14 protein-coding genes are annotated in these 18907 nt (G+C 65.5%); 9 read left to right on the top strand and 5 right to left on the bottom strand.

What is annotated here, in order from left to right:
- Nucleotides 1-20: 20 nt before the first annotated feature.
- Nucleotides 21-1004 carry an aldo/keto reductase gene (locus tag BMX85_RS15910; protein ID WP_090319863.1) on the bottom strand — a complete coding sequence of 328 codons (984 nt, stop codon included), beginning with the start codon at nt 1002-1004 and terminating at the stop codon, nt 21-23.
- A gap of 134 nt (nt 1005-1138) precedes the next feature.
- Here BMX85_RS15910 and BMX85_RS15915 point away from each other — a divergent pair, with 134 nt between their 5' ends.
- Nucleotides 1139-2059, top strand: coding sequence for a LysR family transcriptional regulator (locus BMX85_RS15915; protein ID WP_090319866.1), 921 nt, complete (start codon nt 1139-1141; stop codon nt 2057-2059).
- Between the two features lie 20 nt (nt 2060-2079).
- Here BMX85_RS15915 and BMX85_RS15920 read toward each other — a convergent pair whose 3' ends face one another.
- On the bottom strand, nt 2080-3888 hold the full coding sequence (locus BMX85_RS15920) for a sigma-54-dependent Fis family transcriptional regulator (protein WP_090319869.1): 1809 nt from the start codon (nt 3886-3888) through the stop codon (nt 2080-2082).
- Nucleotides 3889-4185: 297 nt separating this feature from the next.
- On the opposite strand from BMX85_RS15920, the gene BMX85_RS15925 reads away from it, so the two are divergent.
- The 7 genes from BMX85_RS15925 to BMX85_RS15955 all read left to right on the top strand — a co-directional run bounded on the left by BMX85_RS15925 (nt 4186) and on the right by BMX85_RS15955 (nt 15723).
- Entirely contained in the window at nt 4186-5667 is a 1482-nt protein-coding gene (locus tag BMX85_RS15925; RefSeq protein WP_090319872.1) for a benzaldehyde dehydrogenase, read from the top strand.
- A gap of 29 nt (nt 5668-5696) precedes the next feature.
- On the top strand, nt 5697-6464 hold the full coding sequence (locus BMX85_RS15930) for a coniferyl-alcohol dehydrogenase (protein ID WP_090319874.1): 768 nt from the start codon (nt 5697-5699) through the stop codon (nt 6462-6464).
- Between the two features lie 55 nt (nt 6465-6519).
- The gene (locus BMX85_RS15935) at nt 6520-8223 is read left to right on the top strand and encodes a DUF1302 domain-containing protein (protein WP_090319877.1); all 1704 of its coding nucleotides are present in this window, start codon (nt 6520-6522) and stop codon (nt 8221-8223) included.
- A 13-nt stretch (nt 8224-8236) separates the two neighbouring features.
- Complete coding sequence (locus BMX85_RS15940) at nt 8237-9598, top strand: DUF1329 domain-containing protein (RefSeq protein WP_090319880.1); 1362 nt, start codon at nt 8237-8239, stop codon at nt 9596-9598.
- An 82-nt stretch (nt 9599-9680) separates the two neighbouring features.
- On the top strand, nt 9681-10754 hold the full coding sequence (locus BMX85_RS15945) for a WD40/YVTN/BNR-like repeat-containing protein (RefSeq protein ID WP_229210495.1): 1074 nt from the start codon (nt 9681-9683) through the stop codon (nt 10752-10754).
- An 85-nt stretch (nt 10755-10839) separates the two neighbouring features.
- Nucleotides 10840-15042: a carboxylesterase family protein gene (locus BMX85_RS31580; RefSeq protein WP_143067992.1), complete on the top strand. Its 4203-nt coding sequence runs from the start codon at nt 10840-10842 to the stop codon at nt 15040-15042.
- Between the two features lie 225 nt (nt 15043-15267).
- Nucleotides 15268-15723 (top strand): hypothetical protein, encoded by a 456-nt coding sequence (locus BMX85_RS15955; RefSeq protein WP_143067993.1) that lies wholly within the window; start codon nt 15268-15270, stop codon nt 15721-15723.
- Between the two features lie 24 nt (nt 15724-15747).
- Here the strand turns inward: BMX85_RS15955 and BMX85_RS15960 are convergent, their stop codons facing one another.
- On the bottom strand, nt 15748-17757 hold the full coding sequence (locus BMX85_RS15960; RefSeq protein WP_090319890.1) for a TonB-dependent receptor: 2010 nt from the start codon (nt 17755-17757) through the stop codon (nt 15748-15750).
- A gap of 94 nt (nt 17758-17851) precedes the next feature.
- Nucleotides 17852-18166 carry a hypothetical protein gene (locus BMX85_RS15965; protein WP_143067994.1) on the bottom strand — a complete coding sequence of 105 codons (315 nt, stop codon included), beginning with the start codon at nt 18164-18166 and terminating at the stop codon, nt 17852-17854.
- Between the two features lie 198 nt (nt 18167-18364).
- Here BMX85_RS15965 and BMX85_RS15970 point away from each other — a divergent pair, with 198 nt between their 5' ends.
- Nucleotides 18365-18601, top strand: coding sequence for a hypothetical protein (locus BMX85_RS15970; protein ID WP_090319896.1), 237 nt, complete (start codon nt 18365-18367; stop codon nt 18599-18601).
- A 70-nt stretch (nt 18602-18671) separates the two neighbouring features.
- On the opposite strand, the gene BMX85_RS15975 is transcribed toward BMX85_RS15970, so the two are convergent.
- Nucleotides 18672-18905 (bottom strand): hypothetical protein, encoded by a 234-nt coding sequence (locus BMX85_RS15975; RefSeq protein ID WP_090319899.1) that lies wholly within the window; start codon nt 18903-18905, stop codon nt 18672-18674.
- Nucleotides 18906-18907 lie beyond the last annotated feature (2 nt).

The following is an 18907-nucleotide window of genomic DNA, read 5'->3' on the forward strand; positions in this document are numbered from 1 at the left end:
AAACGGTTACGGCTAAAGGGCTACTGCGACCACCAGGTCGGCTCGCGGTCCCAGCGATGCCGGCGCAGCAGCTCCAGCGTGTGCGGGTCGAGCGGCTCGGCGCCGGAACAAGCCAGGTTGGCGTCCACGTGCGCCACCGAGCGCATGCCGGGAATCACGGTGGCCACCGAATCGCTGGCGAGGATGAAGCGCAGCGCCATGCGCGCCATGTTCGCGTCAGCCGGCAGCGCGGCGCGCAGCGCTTCCACCCGCGCCAACGTCGGCGCCAGGTTCTCGGGGACGAAATAGCTGGCGCGCCAGTCGCCTTCGGGCCAGGTGGTGGTTTCGCGCAGCATGCCGGTCAGCGAGCCCTCGTCGAACGGCACCCGGGCGATGACGCCGATATCGAGTTCGCGGCACAACGGGAACAGCTGGTCCTGCGGCGCCTGGTCGAAGATGTTGTAGATCACCTGCACCGAATCGATCAATCCGGTGCGCAGCGTGTCGAGCACATTGGCCGGTTCCCAGCGATTGACGCTGATGCCGACGCCGCCGATCATCCCCTGGCGCTTCAAGTCCTCGACCGCGCGCTGCCAGGATTGCTCGCCGGCCCAAGCGTCTTCCCAGACGTGGAACTGCAGCAGGTCGATCGAATCGGCGCCGAGGCATTCCAGGCTGCGGCCGACGTATTCATGGATGTGCGCCGCCGGGAAGATGTCCTCGATACGGTCGCCTCGGCGCGACGGCCACTCGCGGTTTTTCGGCGGCACCTTGGTGGCCACGTACAGCTTCTTTTCCGGATGGTCGCGCAACGCGCTGCCCAGCATGCGCTCACTCTCGCCGCGCCCGTAGATCCAGGCCGTGTCGAAGAAGTTACAGCCAGCGGCGATCGCGTGGTGCAGCGCCTCCATGCCGGCGCTGGGGCTCGACCCGGTCCATCCGCCCTCGCCGCCGGCCACGCCCCACATGCCATAACCGACGTCGGAAACCTGCCAGGCCAACCGGCCAAAACGACGATATCTCATAAGCTCATCCGCTTTTCGTTGAAATTCCAGTGCGTTTAGTATGAAAGTTTTAGCAACGAAAACATAATATCAATATGTTCACACCCTATTCATTCCTGATATAGTTCAGTGATCTGAATTCAAACGGGACTTTTATGGGCTTCACTTTTCGCCACGTCGAGGTGTTTTGGGCGGTGATGACGTCGGGCAGCACGACCGGCGCGGCCGAAATCCTGCACACCTCGCAACCGACCATCAGCCGGGAATTGAGCCGGTTCGAGAAGCTGTCGCAGCTGACGCTGTTCAAGCGCAGCGGCGGCAAGCTGGTGCCGACCGAGCATGGGCTGATGCTGTTCGACGAGGTCCAGCGCAGCTATCTGGGGTTGGAACGGATCGGCAACGCGATCGAGGCGCTGCGCCATTTCCGCCAGGGCCAGATCGCCGTGGCCTGCCTGCCGGCGTTTTCAAGCACGCTGCTGCCGCGCGCGAGCCAGCATTTCTGCAGCAAGTTCCCCGGGGTGAGCTTGAATGTGACGCCGCTCGAAAGTCCCGCCTTGCAGGAGTCGCTGACCAGCCAGCGCTATCACCTGGGGCTGACCGAGGAGCCGGGTATTCCACCGGGGACCAAGATGGAAGCGCTGCTGACGATGGATGTGGTGTGCGTGCTGCCGCCGCGCCATCGCCTGTGCGAAAAGCGCACGCTGACGCCGCAGGATTTTGCGGGCATCGATTTCGTGTACCTGGCGGCCGGCGACCCGTATCGCAAGATGGTCGACAACACGTTCCGCGAGCATGGCGTCGAACGCAGGATGGTGGTCGAGACGCACAGCGCGGCGGCGGTGTGCGCCACGGTGAGCCTGGGTGTCGGGGTGGCGATCGTCAATCCGCTGACGGCGCTGGAGTATGCCAGGAGCGGGCTGCAGATACGCCGCTTCTCGCATCCGGTGCCGTATTCGGTGAATCTGGTGACGCCGCTGTTCCGGCCGGATTCGGAGAGCGTCAACCGCTTCATCGACGCGCTGCATCACAGCTGCCGGCAAATCAGCACGGAGCTGGAGGCGATCACCGCGAGTTGATGATCAAATGTGCCCGCGCTTCATCCTTCCTGTAATTTCTTCATTCGGTACGACAGCTGCGGGCGCGTGAGGCCCAGCATGCGCGCGGCGGCCGACAGGTTGCCGTCGGCGCGCTTCACCGCCGCCAGTATCAACGTGCTTTCCAGCGCGTCCAGCGACCATTCCTGCGCTTTGCCGTTCGCGGCGTCGCCGAGCATCCCCGGCAGAACATCCAACAGCTCCGAACTGACCGTCGCCGCGGGCATTGCGCCCTGGCTGGTCAACCTGCCCGTCTGCGCCAGCGAAAAATACGACGCCTGCGATTCCTCCCCGCTGGTGAACAAATGCGGCAAATCGATCGGTCCATCCTCGTTGGCGTAGATCACGCCGCGCTCGACCAGGTTTTGCAGCTCCCGGATATTCCCCGGGAAGTGATAAGTGAGCAGCGCGTCGACCGCGCGCGCCGTGAACCCGGTCAACCGCCGCTGATGCTTTTGACCGTAATGCCGCATGAAATACCCCATCAACAGCGGAATGTCGTCGCGGCGGTCGCGCAGCGGCGGCAGGTGGATCGGGAACACGTTCAAGCGGAAGAACAAATCCTCCCTGAAGCGCCCCTGCCGAATTTCCTCGCGCAGATCGACATTGGTCGCCGCCACGACCCGCACATCGACCTTGACGCTGCGCACCCCGCCGACCCGCTCGACCTCCCCCTCCTGCAACGCGCGCAGCAGCTTGCCCTGCGCGACCAGGCTCAAAGTCGCGATCTCGTCGAGGAACAAGGTGCCGCCGCTGGCGCGCTCGAAACGCCCGGGCCGCGACTGCGTGGCGCCGGTGAAGGCGCCCCGCTCGACGCCGAACAATTCGGATTCGATCAGTGTCTCCGGTATCGCCGCGCAGTTGACGGCGACGAAGGGCTGCTCCTTGCGCTTGCCGATCTGGTGCAGCATATAGGCGAATAGCTCCTTGCCGACGCCGGATTCGCCGGTGAACAGCACCGTGGCCGCCGTCGGCGCCACCCGCTTGAGCATATGGCAGGCGGCGTTGAAAGCCGACGACACGCCCACCATCTCCTTGTCCGCGTAGGGCCGCTCGTCGTCGCCGGCCAGTATCGCCGCCTTCTGGTGCGCGTGCGGTTCGCTGTAGGCGGTGGTGCTGACAAAGGCCTCGGCGTTCAGGAAGCGCAAGTCCTCCTCGACGTTGTCCCACTCGTCGGCCGGCTTGCCGATCAGGCGGCAGTGCTTGTGCCCCATCGACATGCATTCGATCTCGCGATAGATCGTCAGGCGGCCGATCATCGCGCTGGTGTAGCCGATCGCGTAGCCGGTCTGCATCCAGCACGCCGGCTCGGTGCCGATGCCGAAATCGGCGGTATGCACCTCGTCCTCGCCGGAGTGGTGCCAAAGGAATTCGCCGCGATAGGTGCCCAGTTCCACGTCGAATTCGAAGTGCAGCGCCTCGACCTTGACCGCGCCCTCCAGCGAGTGCATGCGCGGGCCGGCGGAAAACAGCGCCGCCGGATCGGCATCCGGCCAGCGCTCGCGCAGCAGTTGGGCGTCGCGCGCGCCGGCCGAATAACCGACCCGCGTCAACAAGCCGCGCGTGCGCTCCGCCCCTATGCTCTCGAGCAGTTCGCGCCGCAGCGAACCGAGTGACGTCATGTGCACCAGCTGCATGCGCTGGCCATTCAACCAGATGCGTCCATCGCCCGGCGAAAAATGCAGGCTTTGGGTGATGTCGTCCAGGGTCGGCGCCGCGCCCTCGTTCAAGTGGGCGCTGTCTCCCCGGTGCAGCATCTTGCCGGTGGCCTGCGATACCTCCGCCAGCGAAACGCGTTCACGCTTGCTCATGTCTCCGCCTTCTTCATTTTTTATCAAATCATACATCGGTAATTCTCCTGGTTGATCATTTGATCAAGCGGCCGGACCGCCGCAATTTTGCTGCGGCGCGCAACCGCGCGTTTCGAATTCGCCCGCCAGCCCGGCGAACCGCGCATGGTGCGTCGCACTAATGCAAAACCACATAACGCTGGCACGCAACTTGTAATAGCTAAGCAAAGAGCGGCAAGCGGACCTTATGCAACTAGCGTGCTAGCCGGCGCGTTGGGAGTTCCGATTTGCCCCGTCCAATCAACCAAGGAGACAGACATGAGCGACATCCCCGGCGCCGGCGGCGCCTTCCTCACCCCAGCCATCTGGCGCGACCGCATCTTCAACGGCGAATGGATCGCCGCCCAGGGAGGCGCCCACGTATTCACGGAGCCGGCCACCGGCGAGCAGTTGGGCCGCATCGGCCTGGCCAACGCTGCCGACGTGCTGGCCGCCGGCGTCCGGGCGCGCGCGGCGCAAAAAGCCTGGGCCAAGGCGGACTACAAGGAACGCGCGGCGATCTTCCGCCGCGCGGCCATCCTGATCGCGCAAAACCACGACGAGCTGTCGACGTGGATCGTGCGCGAAACGGGCGCCATCCGGCCCAAGGCGGACCTGGAACTGCGCGAAGCCACCGCCCACCTGCAGGAGGCGGCGGCCATGCTGACGCAGCCCAAGGGCCAGTTGCTGGCCTCCGCCACCGGCACGATGAGCATCGCGCGGCGCGTGCCGCACGGCGTGGTCGGCGTGATCTCGCCGTTCAACTTCCCGCTGATCCTGTCGATCCGCTCGATCGCGCCGGCGCTCGCCACCGGCAACGCCGTGGTCCATAAGCCGGACCTGCAAACACCGATCAGCGGCGGCGTGCTGATCGCCCGCATCTTCGAGGCGGCCGGCCTGCCCAAGGGCCTGCTGCACGTGCTGCCGGGCGGCGCCGACGCCGGCCAGGCCATGTGCAGCCATCCGGATATCGGCATGATCGCCTTCACCGGATCGACGGCGGCGGGCCACAGCGTCGGCGAGCTGGCCGGGCGCCACCTGAAGAAGATGTCGCTCGAACTGGGCGGAAAAAACTCGCTGATCATCCTCGACGACGCCGATCCGGACATCGCCGCCTCCAACGTGGCCTGGGCCACCTTCCTGCACCAGGGCCAGATCTGCATGTGCGCCGGCCGCATCCTGCTCCAGCGCGGCATCGCCGACGCGGTGATCCAGCGCCTGGCCCACAAGGCGCGCCACCTGCCGGTCGGCGATCCGATGGGCGGCGACGTCGCGCTCGGGCCGCTGATCAGCGCGCGCCAGGTCCAGCGCCTGCATTCCATCGTCGAGGACAGCGTCGGCGACGGCGCCACCCTGCTGGCCGGCGGCACCTATGACCGGCAGTTCTACAAGCCCACCGTGCTGACCGGCGTGCGCCCCGGCATGCGCTGCTTCGAGGAGGAGCTGTTCGGCCCAGTGGCGTCGATCACCGTGTTCGACACCGACGAAGAAGGCATCGCGCTGGCCTCGGCCACCACCGGCTGCCTGGCGCTGGGCGTGATCACGCCCAATCTCGCCCGCGCGATGCGCATCGCCGACAGCGTGCCATCCGGGCACGTGCACATCAACGACCAGACCGTGCTGGCCGAGGCGCACGCGCCGTTCGGCGGCGGCGGAACCTCGGGCAACGGCGGCCGCCATGGCGGCAACGTCGACTGGGACGAATTCACGCAGCTGCAATGGCTCACGATCAAGACGGAAGCGCCGCGCTACCCGTTCTGACATCACACCAATAACCACAAGGAGACAGCATGAAGTTACGTAACAAGACCGTCGTCGTCACCGGCGCCGCCTCGGGCATCGGCGCCGAGGTGGCGCGGCTGGCGCGCTTCGAGGGCGCCACCGTCATCGGCATGGACCGCAACGATCCTGGCCTCACGCTGGACGGCTTCGTGGCCGTGGACCTGAGCAGCACCGGCAGCATCGACGACGCCATCGCCAAACTGCCGCAGCGCGTGGACGCCTTATGCAATATCGCCGGCGTGCCGGGCACCGCCAATCCGGCGCTGCTGGCCAAGGTCAATTACCTCGGCCTGCGCTACCTGACCTCCGGCCTGCTGCCGCGCATGCCGGCCGGCGGCGCCATCGTCAACGTCGCCTCCATCCTCGGCGCCGAATGGCCGACGCGCCTCGACCTGCACAAGGAACTTGCGGCCACCGAGGGCTTCGCGGCCGGCCAGGCCTGGCTGGACCAGCATCCGGTGCCGGAGGAAACCTGCTACCAGTACTTCAAGGAGGCGCTGATCGTCTGGACCTACGCCCAATCGCAGAAATGGTTTTTGGAGCATTCGGTGCGCATGAACAGCATCGCCCCGGGCCCGGTGTTTACCCCCATCCTCGGCGACTTCGTCTCCATGCTGGGCGAGGAGCGCGTGCAGCGCGACGCCCACCGCATGAAGCGCCCGGCCTACGCCGACGAAATCGCCGCCGTCGTCGGTTTCCTGTGCAGCGACGAGTCGCGCTGGATCAGCGGCGTCAACATCCCTGTCGATGGAGGACTGGCCTCGACCTTTATCTGACATCCAAAACCGCGGCACCGAGAACCACCCATAAAACTAAAACCAGGAGACAGCAATGCATACAAAAAAAAGCCTGAGCCGGAGCATACTGGCCATGGCGGTAACGGCGGCCCTTCCCGCCGCCCACGCCTACGATTTTGAAACCGCCAATCCGGAACTGAAGATCAGCTGGAACAACACCTTCAAGTACAGCGGCGCCTATCGCCTCCAGGACGCCGATTCGCGGCTGCTGGCGGGCGGCTATCCCGCTGCCGGTCCGGGCGACTTCACCGGCTATAACCTCGACGACGGCAACCAGAACTTCCGCAAGAAAGGAATCGTCTCGAGCCGTATCGACTGGCTGTCCGAATTCGACATGGGCACCCGCACGCTGGGCATGCGCGTCAGCGCCGCCGGCTGGTACGACGACGCCTATATGGGCACCAACGACAACGGCTCCTCCGCCAGCAATGCCATCACGCTGACCGGCCAGGGCGCCAACCGCTTCGCCAAGGGCACCAGGGTGCTCCATGGCCGCAACGCCGAACTGCTGGACGCCTTCGTCTTCGCCAAGGGCACCCTGGGCGAGCTGCCCGGCACCATCCGCTCCGGCCGCCACACGCTGCAATATGGCGAGAGCCTGTTCTTCGGTGCCAACGGCATCGCCAACGCCCAGGGACCGGTCGACCTGGTCAAGCTGCTCAGCGTACCGGGCGCGCAGTTCAAGGAGATCCTGCGTCCCGTCAACCAGGTCTCGGGCCAGCTGCAAGTGGCGCCGACGGTCTCCATCGGCGGCTACTACCAGTTCGAATGGCGGCCGACGCAGATCCCGGGCGCCGGCAGCTACCTCAGTTCCTACGACGCCGCCGGCGCCGGCGCCGCCGCCTTCCTGGTCGCGCCAACCAACAGCGGCGCACCGGCCTTTATCACGCAGCCGGACATGAAAGCGAAGAATTCCGGCCAGGGCGGCGTGCAGCTCAAATGGTCGCCCTCCGACTCCGACGTCGAATACGGCTTCTACGCCGCCCGCTACCACGACAAGTCGCCCTACTTCTACCTTGGCTTCGCGCCGTCCTTCCCGCCGGGCGCGCCGTCCACCGTGCAAGCCGTGTACGCGGAAAACATCCGCACTTTCGGCGTCAGCGCCAGCACGGTGATGCTGGGCGTGAACGTCGCCGCCGAGGCCTCGATCCGCCGCAACACGCCGCTGGTCAGCGACCCGACGCCCAACTTCCTGTCCCGTAACGGCACCGGCGCCATCGCCAACAACAGCGCCAATCCCGCCTACGCCGTCGGCAACACGGCGCACGTGAACCTGTCGGCGATCTATGTGATGCCGACCAACCCGTTCTTCCAGGGCGCCTCGCTGTTGGGCGAAATCGCATGGAACCGCGCCACCAGCGTCGACTTCCAGGGTGCGCTCGATCCGAACACCACGCGCGACGCCACCGCCGCCCGCGTCATCTTCGAACCGGCCTACTTCCAGGTCATCGATGGCCTGGACCTGACGATCCCGATCGGCGTCGGTTACAACATCGACGGCCGCTCGCGCGCCATCTTCAACTTCAACGGCGGCGCCGAACATGGCGGCGACTTCAATATCGGCATCAACGCCACCTACCACCAGGACTGGAAGTTCGGCATCAGCTACGTCAAGTTCCTCGGCGGGACCGGCACCTTCCTGAAGAACAATCCGGCCACCAACACGCCGATGCTGAGCTACGCCCAGTCATTGAAGGACCGCGACTACATCTCCTTCAACATCAAACGCTCTTTCTAAGGACATAACCAAAATGAAGACATCCCTGAAACTGGCCGCCGCCACCCTGACCCTGGCTGCCGCGCTGCCGCTGCACGCCGGCGCCGCCGTCACCGCCGACGAAGCGGCCAAGCTGCAAACCACCCTGACGCCGCTGGGCGCCGAAAAAGCCGGCAACAAGGACGGCTCGATTCCGGCCTGGGAAGGCGCCTACACCAAGGTGCAGGCGGGCTTCAAACCGGGCGACTTCCGCGCCGACCCGTTCGCGGCCGAAAAGCCGGTGCTCGCCATCACAGGCAAAAACGTCGACCAATACGCCGCCAGGCTGTCCGCCGCCACGGTGGCGATGCTGAAAAAGTACCCGAACTACCGGCTCGACATCTATTCAACCCACCGCACCGGCGGCGCGCCGGCCTGGGTTTATGAAAACACCTTCAAGAACGCTACCCGCGCCAAATCGGTCGACGGCGGCTACGGCGCCGAAGGCGCTTACGGCGGCATTCCGTTCCCGATCCCGAAGAGCGGCTACGAGGCGATCATGAACCACCGGCTGGCATGGACCGGCGAGACGGCCATCATGCCGCTGCGGACCGTCATCGTCACGCCCGACGGCAAGCGCGCCACCGCCACCGAAGCCGAACAGACCTTCATGCGCCCCTACTACTTCAAGGACGGCGCCCTGGATAAATTCGACGGCATCTACCAGTTCGGCCGCCTGATCACGCGGGCCCCGGCCTCGAAAGCGGGCGAAGGCATCCTGGTCCACGACGGCATCAACGAAGCCAAGCCGCGCGCCATCTGGCAGTACCTGGTAGGCCAGCGCCGCGTGCGCCGGGCGCCGTCGGTGTCGTACGACACGCCGGATTCGGTCACCTCGGGCATCGGCTTGTTCGACGAGGCGTTCATGCTGTTCGGGCCTATCGACCACCACGAGCTGAAACTGGTCGGCAAAAAAGAGATGTACATCCCGTACAACAACAACCGCGCCGGCGGCGCCAAGATCGCCGATCTGGTCGGCCCGCAGTTCCTCAATCCGGACCTGGTGCGCTGGGAACTGCACCGCGTGTGGGAGGTGGAAGCGACGCTGATCCCCGGCAAACGCCACGTGGTGGCCAAGCGCCGTTACTACCTGGACGAGGACACCTGGCAGATCATCCTGGTGGACGGCTATGACGCCCAGGGCCAGATCTGGCGCGGCAACTACACCCTGACCTTGCTGGCGCCGGACATCCCGGCGGTGCTGGGCAATGTCATGTGGGGCACCTACAACGTGCAAACCGGCGCCTATCTGCTGAACGAGGCATCGAATGAAATGCCGACCCAGTACAAAGTCATTCCGCGCCTGCCGGCCAGCTACTTCGGCCCTGAAGAGCTGGCAAATCAAGGCTCGCGCTAAGCCTAAGCCCACTGAAAGGTAAACGATGGTCAGATCGAATGCACTCTTCCCGCTTATCCGCGTCGCGCCAATGGCGGCGGCCATGGCGTTGGCGCTTGGCGCCGGCGCCAGCGATGCCAGCGATGCCAGCGATGCCAGCGATGCCAGCGACATCAGCGACACCAGCGACGCCGCCAAGGTGGCGGCGCCCGCGGCCCTTGCACAGCCGGCGCTGGTGACACCCAAGGCGCTGCAGGGGGCGATGCTGGCGGTTGGCGCGGCCGGCGCGCGGCTGGTGGCGGCCGGCGAACGGGGCATCATCCTGTACTCCGACGACGCCGGCAAATCCTGGCGCCAGGCGTCGGTGCCGGTCAGTGTGAGCCTCACTGCGTTGCAGTTCGTCGACAGCAGGAACGGGTGGGCGGTCGGCCATCAGGGCGTGGTGCTGCACACCACGGACGGCGGCGCCACATGGAAAAAACAGCTGGACGGCGTCCGGGCCGCAGCGCTGGTGCTGAACGACGCCGCCGCCTCCTTCGGGCCGGAACGCGACAAGGCGGTGGCGGACGCCCAGCGCCTGGTCGACGACGGTCCGGACAAGCCTTTCCTCGATTTGTATTTCGATGGTCCCACCAGTGGCTATGTGCTGGGCGCGTACAACATGATGTTCCGCACCGCCGATGGCGGCACCACCTGGCTCCCGTGGCAAAGCCGCGTCGCCAATCCTAAGGGATTGCACCTGTACGGCATGCGCGGCACCGCCAACGCCATCTACCTGGCGGGGGAACAGGGGCTGCTGCTGCGCTCCACCGACAAGGGCGACAGCTTCAAGGCCCTGCCGACACCATACAAGGGCAGTTACTTCGGGCTGCTCGCGGCGCGCGGCGGCGTGCTGCTGGCCTATGGCTTGCGCGGCAATGCGTTCCGCTCCACCGACCAGGGCGCGACGTGGAACCAGGTCGAGACCGGGGTCCAGTCCTCGCTGGCCGGCGGCACCGTGATGAGCGACGGCGCGGTGGTGCTGGTGAGCCAGGGCGGCGATGTCCTGGTGAGCCGCGACGACGGTCGCTCCTTCGTTCCGCAGCCCGGCACCGCGCTGCCGCTGGCAGCCGTCGCGCAGGCAGGCGACGGCGCGCTGGTGGTGGCCGGATTACGCGGGGTGCGCAGGATTCCGTAGCCGGAGTCGAAGCCGTTGGCGAAATAATGACCGGACAACGTCTCCGGGATCACGCCCTTATTCATACGAACATGGTTGGAGCATCATGAACACAGATAACGACTTGGAACAACAGCCGGTCATACGGCGACTCGAGGACTTCGACACCGCCTCCGGCAATCTCGGCGAACGCGCGCTATTCAACCACCGGCCGCTGGTCATTTTCCTTTGCCTGCTGGCGACGATAGTGCTGGGCTTCCAGGCCACGCGCATCAAGCTCAATGCCAGCTTCGAAAAGATGATCCCAAGCGCCCACCCGTATGTGGTCAACTACCTTGCCAACAAAGGCGATCTCAATGGCCTGGGCAACTCGGTGCGCATCGCCGTGGAAGCCAGGAACGGCACCATCTACGACCGCGCCTACCTCGACACCCTGCAACGCCTCAACGACGAATTGTTCCTGCTGCCCGCTGTCGACCGGCCCTTCATGAAATCGCTGTGGACCCCGAGCACGCGCTGGGCCGCCGTGACCGAGGATGGCCTTGACGGCGGCACCGTCATCCCGGACGGCTACGACGGTTCCACGGCCAGCCTCGAGCAGCTGCGCGCCAACATCGCCCGTTCCGGCGAAATCGGCCAACTGGTGGCGTCCAACTTCAAATCGAGCATCGTCTTCGTACCGCTGATGGACAAGGTGGCGCAAACCGGCGAGGCGCTGGACTACCGCGTACTGTCCGAAAGCCTGGAGAAGATCCGCGCCAGGTACGAAAAGGAAGGCGTCCATATCCACATCACCGGCTTCGCCAAGATCGTCGGCGACTTGATCGCGGGCCTGCGGCAGGTGGTGCTGTTCTTCGTGCTGGCGATTGCCATCTGCGGCGGTGTGCTGTTCTGGTATACGCGCTGCTGGCGCAGCACCACGCTGGTCGTGGTGTGCTCGCTGGTGGCGGTGCTGTGGCAATGCGGCTTGCTCGCCACCCTGCGCTACGAGCTCGATCCCTACTCCATCCTGGTGCCGTTCCTGGTGTTCGCCATCGGCATGAGCCACGGCGCGCAGAAAATGAACGGCATCATGCAGGACGTCGGACGCGGCACCCACCGCGTGGTCGCCGCCCGCTACACCTTCCGCCGCCTGTTCGCCGCCGGCCTGACCGCGCTGTTGTGCGACGCCGTCGGCTTCCTGGTGCTGGTCAGCATCCAGATCAAGGTGATCCAGGATCTGGCCGTCATCGCCAGCATCGGCGTGGCGGTGCTGATCTTCACCAACCTGGTGCTGCTGCCGGTGCTGCTGTCGTACACCGGCGTCAGCGCCAGGGCGGCGCAACTCAGTCTGCAGGCCGATGGCGACGGCAAGCAACAACCATGGCTGTGGATCTTCCTCGACCGCTTCACGCAACGCCGCTGGGCGGCCGTCACGGTTGCCGCCAGCGTGCTGCTGGGCGGCCTCGGATTCGCCTACAGCCTCAATCTCAAGGTAGGCGATCTCGATCCCGGCGCGCCGGAGCTGCGCGCGGACTCGCGCTACAACCGCGACAACGGCTACCTGGTCTCCAACTACGCCGCCAGCTCGGACATCTTCGTCGTCATGATCAAGACGCCGCCCGACCAATGTACGCAATACGGCACGCTGGCCAAGGTGGACGAACTGGCGTGGCAGCTGGAACAGCTGCCCGGCGTCGACTCGACCAACTCGATGGCGGCGCTGAGCAAGCTGGCCACCACCGGCTACAACGAGGGCAACTTCAAGTGGTTTGACCTGATCCCCAACGCCGGCGCGCTGGGCGCCGTGCAGACCCGCGCGCCGCGCGAGCTGTTCAACCAAAGCTGCTCGCTGCTGTCGCTGTACGTCTACCTGAAGGACCACAAGGCCGAAACGCTGACCCGCGTGGTGGACGCCGTCGAAGCCTTCGCCGCCGCCCACAACACGGCGGAAGTGCAGTTCCAGCTGGCGGCCGGCAGCGCCGGCATCGAGGCCGCCACCAACATCGTCGTCAAGAAGGCCATGCGCGACATGCTGTTCTGGGTCTACGGCGCGGTTATCCTGCTGTGCTACGCCACCTTCCGTTCCTGGCGCGCGGTGCTGGTGGCGGTGCTACCGCTGGTGCTCACGTCGATCCTGTGCGAGGTGCTGATGGTGGTGCTGGGCATGGGCGTCAAGGTGGCCACGCTGCCGGTGATCGCGCTGGGCGTCGGCATCGGCGTCGACTACGCGCTGTATGTGCTCAGCGTGATGTTGAGCCGCATGCGCGCCGGCGACAGCCTGTCGTCGGCCTACCTGCACGCGCTGCGGTTCACCGGCCGGGTGGTCATCCTGACCGGCGTGACCCTGGCGGTGGCGGTGGCGACCTGGCTGTTCTCGCCGATCAAGTTCCAGGCCGACATGGGCATCCTGCTGGCCTTCATGTTCTTGTGGAACATGGTCGGCGCCCTGGTGCTCGTCCCTGCCCTGGCGCACTTCCTGATGCCGGGGAACCAGGCGCGCCAGCCGTCGCCACCGGACGCCGAGGCAGATCCGGCGCGGCCTCCAAAGCCGGCCCCCGAAACGCTGCGCCACACCGAGACGGGCGACGTGATCGGCCGCGAGGACAGGCACGACACGTACGCCTGGCTTGGCCTGCCGTACGCGCAACCGCCGGTCGGTCCTTTGCGCTGGAAGGCGCCCCGCCCCGCGCTGCCGTGGGAAGGCGTGCGCCAGGCGACCGCCTGCGGACCGGCGGCGGTGCAGCCGGGCGGCGTCACGCTGGAGCTGCCGCCTGAACGCTGGGGCCTGCCGGCCGGTTCCGAGGACTGCCTGTCGCTCAACATCTTCGCGCCGCGGCGCGCCGGCGGAGCGCCCGGACACCCCCCGGCAGCGCTGCCGGTGATGTTCTGGATACACGGCGGCGCCAACTCCTCCGGCACCGCCGCCACCTACACCACGCTGCGCAACCTGGCGGGGCAAGACCAGGTGATCGTGGTGTCGGCCAACTACCGCCTCGGCATCCTCGGCTGGTTCAACCTGAAGGAGCTGGCGACGGAGGACGACACGCCGGCCGACCGCTCGGGCAATTTCGGAACGCTGGACCTGATCGCGGCGCTTGAGTGGGTGCAGCGGAATATCGCGTCGTTCGGCGGCGATCCGCGCAACGTCACCATCTTCGGCGAATCGGCCGGCGGCTGGAATGTTTACACGCTGCTCGCCAGTCCGCTGGCCTCGGACTTGTTCCACAAGGCGATCGCGCAGTCGCCGATCACGGCCAGCCACACGCTTGCCCAGGCGCGCAACTACACCGACGATGCCCGGCCGGGCCACGCCGTCAGCTCGCGGGAGCTGTTGTGCGAATGGCTGCAACGGGACGGCCGGGCCGCCGACCGCGCCACCGCCAAGGCGCTGATCGCGTCGATGGCGGCGGCCGACATCGACGCGTTCGCGCGTGGCCTGCCGCCGCAAGCCCTGTTGGCGCCGCTCGAACAGGGCGCCCTCAATTTCTACGACTCGCCCACGGTGATGGAGGACGGCTACGTGCTGCCGGCCGGGCCGCTGGCCGAGGTGTTTTCTGACCGTAGCCGCTATCATGCGGTGCCGTTCATCGTCGGCACCAACCGCGACGAGTACAAGACCTTCATGTCCAATAATCCCGACTACGTGCGCATGCTGTTCGGGAAGCTGCCGCTGATGCGCAACCGCGCGCGCTACCAGCGCCACGCGGCCTACATGTCCGCGCTGTGGCAGGCCAACTGCGCGCTCGGCCCGGCCAGCGCGATGAACGCCTCCGGCCATCCGGATGTCTGGGTCTATCGCTTCGATTGGGACGAGCAGCCGGCGATACCGCTGATCCAGCCGCACATCCTGCTGGGCGCCGCGCACGTGCTGGAAGTGGCGTTCGTGTTCCGCGATCTGGATGGCGAGTTCGATCCGTTCCGCTCCTTCACGGCGGCCAATCTGCCGGGACGCAAAGAAGTGTCGGACGCGATGGCCGGCTACTGGACCCATTTCGCCCGCCATGGGGTGCCTGGCGGCGCCGCGCTGCCGGAGTGGCGCCGCTGGAGTGCCGACGCGTCGCAACCGCGCCTGATGGTGTTCGACACCAGCCGGGACGGCGGCACGCGCATGGTGGCGCACGATGGCAGCGTCGCCGCGCTGAAAACCTCGCTGGGCCGCGACCCGTCGATGCAAAACGATCCGCGCGAGCGCAGCGAATTGTATGGCCGGATGTTCCTGTGGTCGATCTTCGGCGGCCGGGAAGCGCAGCCGGTGCTGGCGGCCTTCGCCCGCACGCACGGCTACACGGGACGGCCGGAAATGCTAAAGCCGACGTATTGGCCCTGAAGTCTCGCACCGCGCAATAGCAATGCTGCGCTGCAATATTATTTTTGTAGTTATGTCATGTCCCGATTGAATTACAACGCATCTTTATGCTACTCTTTCTGCACACATACCGGCAAACCCTCATAAAACCGGGGTTTTATGCCGGTAGGAAGCGGGCGCGGCGTTATCTTGTGCAGCGCGACAAGCAGACTGAAAATCCAGTGTTTCTTTGAGGCGAGGGTCCACATGGCTGAGTCAAGTTCATTCGCACGCGATGGTCACTATATAGTCTGCACACCGCTGAAGTCCGAGGATGGAAAGTACCGCCCGCGCTTCCGTATTTATCGCGGCACCACGTCGGCCTGCGAGATGGTCCACGAACAGACCTACCCGTCGGAGGAATTCGGTTCGGCGCCGGACGCCAACCGCTACGCGGCCGAACTGGCGACCTACTGGCTCGATCAATGGCCGATCAAGGGCTGCTACATCCGCGCCACCGACGGACGGACGTTTTCGTATTTGGGCACGTATAGCGTCGGCCATGGCGCCGACTGGAATGCGCGCGTCTACTGCGACGGCGATTTGAAGGGTACGCCGAGCGGCGTCTTCGTCTACAACTTTTTCCGCCACGAGAACATCACGCACGCGGCGGAAAACATGATCGTCGAATCGATCAACCACGGCATCGGCATCACGGATTGATGCCGATGCCGCCCAAGCCGGCGCTTAGAACTTGGCGCGCACGCCGAACACCACGTTACGGCCCGGCAGCGGCGAGATATCCTTCAACACCGACGTCGATACGCGGATTTCGTCGTTGGTCAGATTTTTCGCCAACAGGAACCACGTCAAATCGTAGGCGCCTACCTTCTGGGTGTACGACACATTGGCGTTGACCTGGTTGTAGCCCGGCGTTTCGGTATTCTCGAACGTCGCCAGGCGATCCTGCGACTGCGCGTGCACCAGCGACAGGCCGGCGCGCCATTGCCCCATCTTGTAGCCGGTGCTGGCGCCGACGCGCGTGGCCGGTTGCAGCGGCAGGCTGCCGCCTTGATCCAGCTTGCCGCGCGTGGTGTCGGCAAATACGCGGCCCGACCAGCCGGCGCCGTGCGGGTTGTATTCCAGCTCCGCCTCGGCGCCCTGGATGGTGGCGTCGGCCTGCAGGAAAATACGCTGACGCAGTTCGTCGCCCGGATTGCCCTCCTCGTCCACCAGCTGGCCGGTGATCTGGCCGTAAATGAAATCGCTGACCTTGTTGCGGAACAGGTTGGCCTTCCAGCGCACCAGCCCAGTGGTCTTCTGCAGCGACAGCTCGATATTGCGCGAGGTCTCCTTGTTGAAATCGGCGTTACCGATATCGAAGGTCACGGTGGCGTCGTGCGGACCGGCCGAATACAGTTCCTCGGTGGCCGGCGCGCGCTGCGCGTACGACACGGTCGCGCCCAGGCCGTAACCCGGCACGAACGGCCACATGCCGCCGACCGACGCCGATTTCAGATCGAACGAGCGATCGACGCCGGTGACCGGCTTGCGCTTGACGCGCTCCACGCGCGCGCCGGCGTTGACGCGCACCACGCCGACGTCGGTCTCCTCGACCAGGAAGGCGGCGGTCGATGTCGAGTGGGTGACCGGCACGGTATCGGCGCCGCCTTCGGCGCTCAGCGCCGAGAAGTGGGTGTTCTCGGTCTGCACGCCGAATGTGCCGTGCCAGCCGGCGACCGGTTTGTGCGTCAATTCGGCGCGCGTTTCCAGCGAACGGTTTTTGAAGATCACCTCCGGCTGGTTTTCGTCATTGAGCTCCGCGTGTTCATAGTCGGTGTAGCCGGCCTTGAACTTGAACGTTTCGAATCCCGCCAGCGGGGCTTTCACCAGGCTGTCGATATCGTAGCGGGTCTGCTTCTGGTCGATCCTCGAGCCTTCGTCGCTCGGGATGCCGTACAGATTGGTCAGGTGCGACACCGACGCGCCGACGAAGCCCCAACTGTCGACGTACGAGGAGCCGACACCGGCGTTGCGCTGGCGCGTATCCGAATGCGGCAGGCGGCCGGACGCCGAATCGGGATCGTTCAGCACGCGGTTGCCGGGGATTTTATAGTCGCCGGTGTTGCGCGCGTTGCCGTCCACGTGCCAGGCCATCTTGCCCACCGAGCCGTCCAACGTGCCGGACGCATTGCGGCCGTCGTCGACCGTGCTGCCGCGCGCCTCCAGTTGACCGGTAAGCTTAGGTTCCAGCACCGTCGGAATGCGTTCGTTGACGACGTTAACCAGGCCGCCGATGGCGCCCGAGCCATACAGCAGCGCCGCCGGGCCGCGCAGGATCTCGATCTGCTGCGCCACCGCGCCCTCGCCGGCCACCGCGTGGTCGTTCGACAGGCCCGAGACGTCGGAGACGGCCATGCCGTTCTCCAGCATCTTGACGCGCGCGCCTTCCAGGCCGCGAATGATCGGACGCGAGGCGCCGGCGCCGAAGGCCGATGCCGACACGCCCAGTTCCTGCGACAGCGTCTCGCCCAGCGAGCTGCCCACCTTGTCGCGCAACTCGTCGCCCGACAGCACTTTGGCCGGCGCCAGAATCTGGTCGCTGTCGGAATCGCCGAAAGGCGTGGCGGTGACGATCACGCGCGGGACGGCGCCGTCGGTGGGCTTGGCGGTGGTGGACTGCGTGGACTGGGCGTGCGCCAGGGTGGACAAGGCGGACAGGATCGCGCTGGCCAGCAGCGTGCGTGGGATATTCATGGGTAAACCTCTAGCTAAAAAAACATGACAGGTCGCACCGTGGATGGCCGGAGCCGGACCACGGTGACGCAAAATTCAGGACGGATTTCGGCTGTCAGGCCAGAGGGGGCGCGCGGGACTGGAAGACGCAAACGGTGCGTTCGCAGGCGGTAAGGGTGGCGGGGGTGGCGATCACGCCGCCGCCGATGGCGACCACGGCGACGGTCATTGCCGGCGAGGTCAGCGCCGCCGATACCTGGGCGACCGTGACGCATTCGGCGCAAACCTTGTGCACCGCGATGCGTTTGCGGGTTTCGGACTGTTCCCCGCTGCCGAATTCCGCGCCGGACTGCGCTACGTCGATCCAGTGCGAATAGACGTGCGCCGCCCCGATCTGCTGCGTGAAGAGCAGCAGAAATGCGAGAAACACATGAATGATCGGACGGCGATGCATCGGTCGGAGTCGGTCGGTGAGGGAACGAAGGCGTCATTCTACCCGCAACGCACGAAAAAAGGGGCCTGCCTCGAAGCAAGGGGGGTCAGTCCTACATGCAAGCCGCTTGCACGCCGACAGTGCCCAAGCTCATCAGTGGATAAGATGGGACACGTCCATCCATAAGGAAAAACCATGAAAAAGCTCACCGCACCGGCCAAATTTGCCTTGGCAATGATCCTGACCGCAGCCGCCGTCACCGGCTGCAAGAAGCAAGATGCCGATCCGGTCACGCCGGAAACGAAGATCGGCGCAACGCCGGATGCCGGCAACATCACGCCGCCGGTGCCGGGCAACGAACTGCCGGCTCCGGCAGCGCCGGCCCCTGCCCCGATGCCTATGCCGCAAGCAAACACGCCGGCATCGCACTAAGCACTCAGCACTCAGCACTGAGCACTGAGCACTGAGCACTAAGCGTCAAGAGGCCGCCCGACTGGATCGATCAGGCGGCCTCCGCCTGTCCCAAAACCCCCTCCTCATCCTGCTTCCTGCGCGACAGATTGCTGCGCAGATTCTCCGGCGCCGCGCTCAGCACCTTGTTGACGACATGCCTCGGCACGCCATGGCTCATGGCATATTCCGCTGCGGGCTGCAAACCTTCCTGCGGAAGGAGTTCCAATGCCTCGTCCAGGATGGATGCGGTGGCGGTGGGTTTTCGGCGGTCTGATAAAGGCATTT

It is taken from the genome of Duganella sp. CF517, from assembly GCF_900110275.1.
GTDB lineage: Bacteria > Pseudomonadota > Gammaproteobacteria > Burkholderiales > Burkholderiaceae_D > Rugamonas.

What these genes read in the sequence shown, in the direction of transcription:
- BMX85_RS15940 (WP_090319880.1), top strand. Translation starts at nt 8,237, where the DNA reads ATGAAGACATCCCTGAAACTGGCCGCCGCCACCCTGACCCTGGCTGCC.
- BMX85_RS15970 (WP_090319896.1), top strand. Translation starts at nt 18,365, where the DNA reads ATGAAAAAGCTCACCGCACCGGCCAAATTTGCCTTGGCAATGATCCTG.
- BMX85_RS15945 (WP_229210495.1), top strand. Translation starts at nt 9,681, where the DNA reads ATGGCGTTGGCGCTTGGCGCCGGCGCCAGCGATGCCAGCGATGCCAGC.
- BMX85_RS31580 (WP_143067992.1), top strand. Translation starts at nt 10,840, where the DNA reads ATGAACACAGATAACGACTTGGAACAACAGCCGGTCATACGGCGACTC.
- BMX85_RS15955 (WP_143067993.1), top strand. Translation starts at nt 15,268, where the DNA reads ATGGCTGAGTCAAGTTCATTCGCACGCGATGGTCACTATATAGTCTGC.
- BMX85_RS15915 (WP_090319866.1), top strand. Translation starts at nt 1,139, where the DNA reads ATGGGCTTCACTTTTCGCCACGTCGAGGTGTTTTGGGCGGTGATGACG.
- BMX85_RS15935 (WP_090319877.1), top strand. Translation starts at nt 6,520, where the DNA reads ATGCATACAAAAAAAAGCCTGAGCCGGAGCATACTGGCCATGGCGGTA.
- BMX85_RS15975 (WP_090319899.1), bottom strand. Translation starts at nt 18,905, where the DNA reads ATGCCTTTATCAGACCGCCGAAAACCCACCGCCACCGCATCCATCCTG.
- BMX85_RS15930 (WP_090319874.1), top strand. Translation starts at nt 5,697, where the DNA reads ATGAAGTTACGTAACAAGACCGTCGTCGTCACCGGCGCCGCCTCGGGC.
- BMX85_RS15960 (WP_090319890.1), bottom strand. Translation starts at nt 17,757, where the DNA reads ATGAATATCCCACGCACGCTGCTGGCCAGCGCGATCCTGTCCGCCTTG.
- BMX85_RS15925 (WP_090319872.1), top strand. Translation starts at nt 4,186, where the DNA reads ATGAGCGACATCCCCGGCGCCGGCGGCGCCTTCCTCACCCCAGCCATC.
- BMX85_RS15920 (WP_090319869.1), bottom strand. Translation starts at nt 3,888, where the DNA reads ATGAGCAAGCGTGAACGCGTTTCGCTGGCGGAGGTATCGCAGGCCACC.
- BMX85_RS15910 (WP_090319863.1), bottom strand. Translation starts at nt 1,004, where the DNA reads ATGAGATATCGTCGTTTTGGCCGGTTGGCCTGGCAGGTTTCCGACGTC.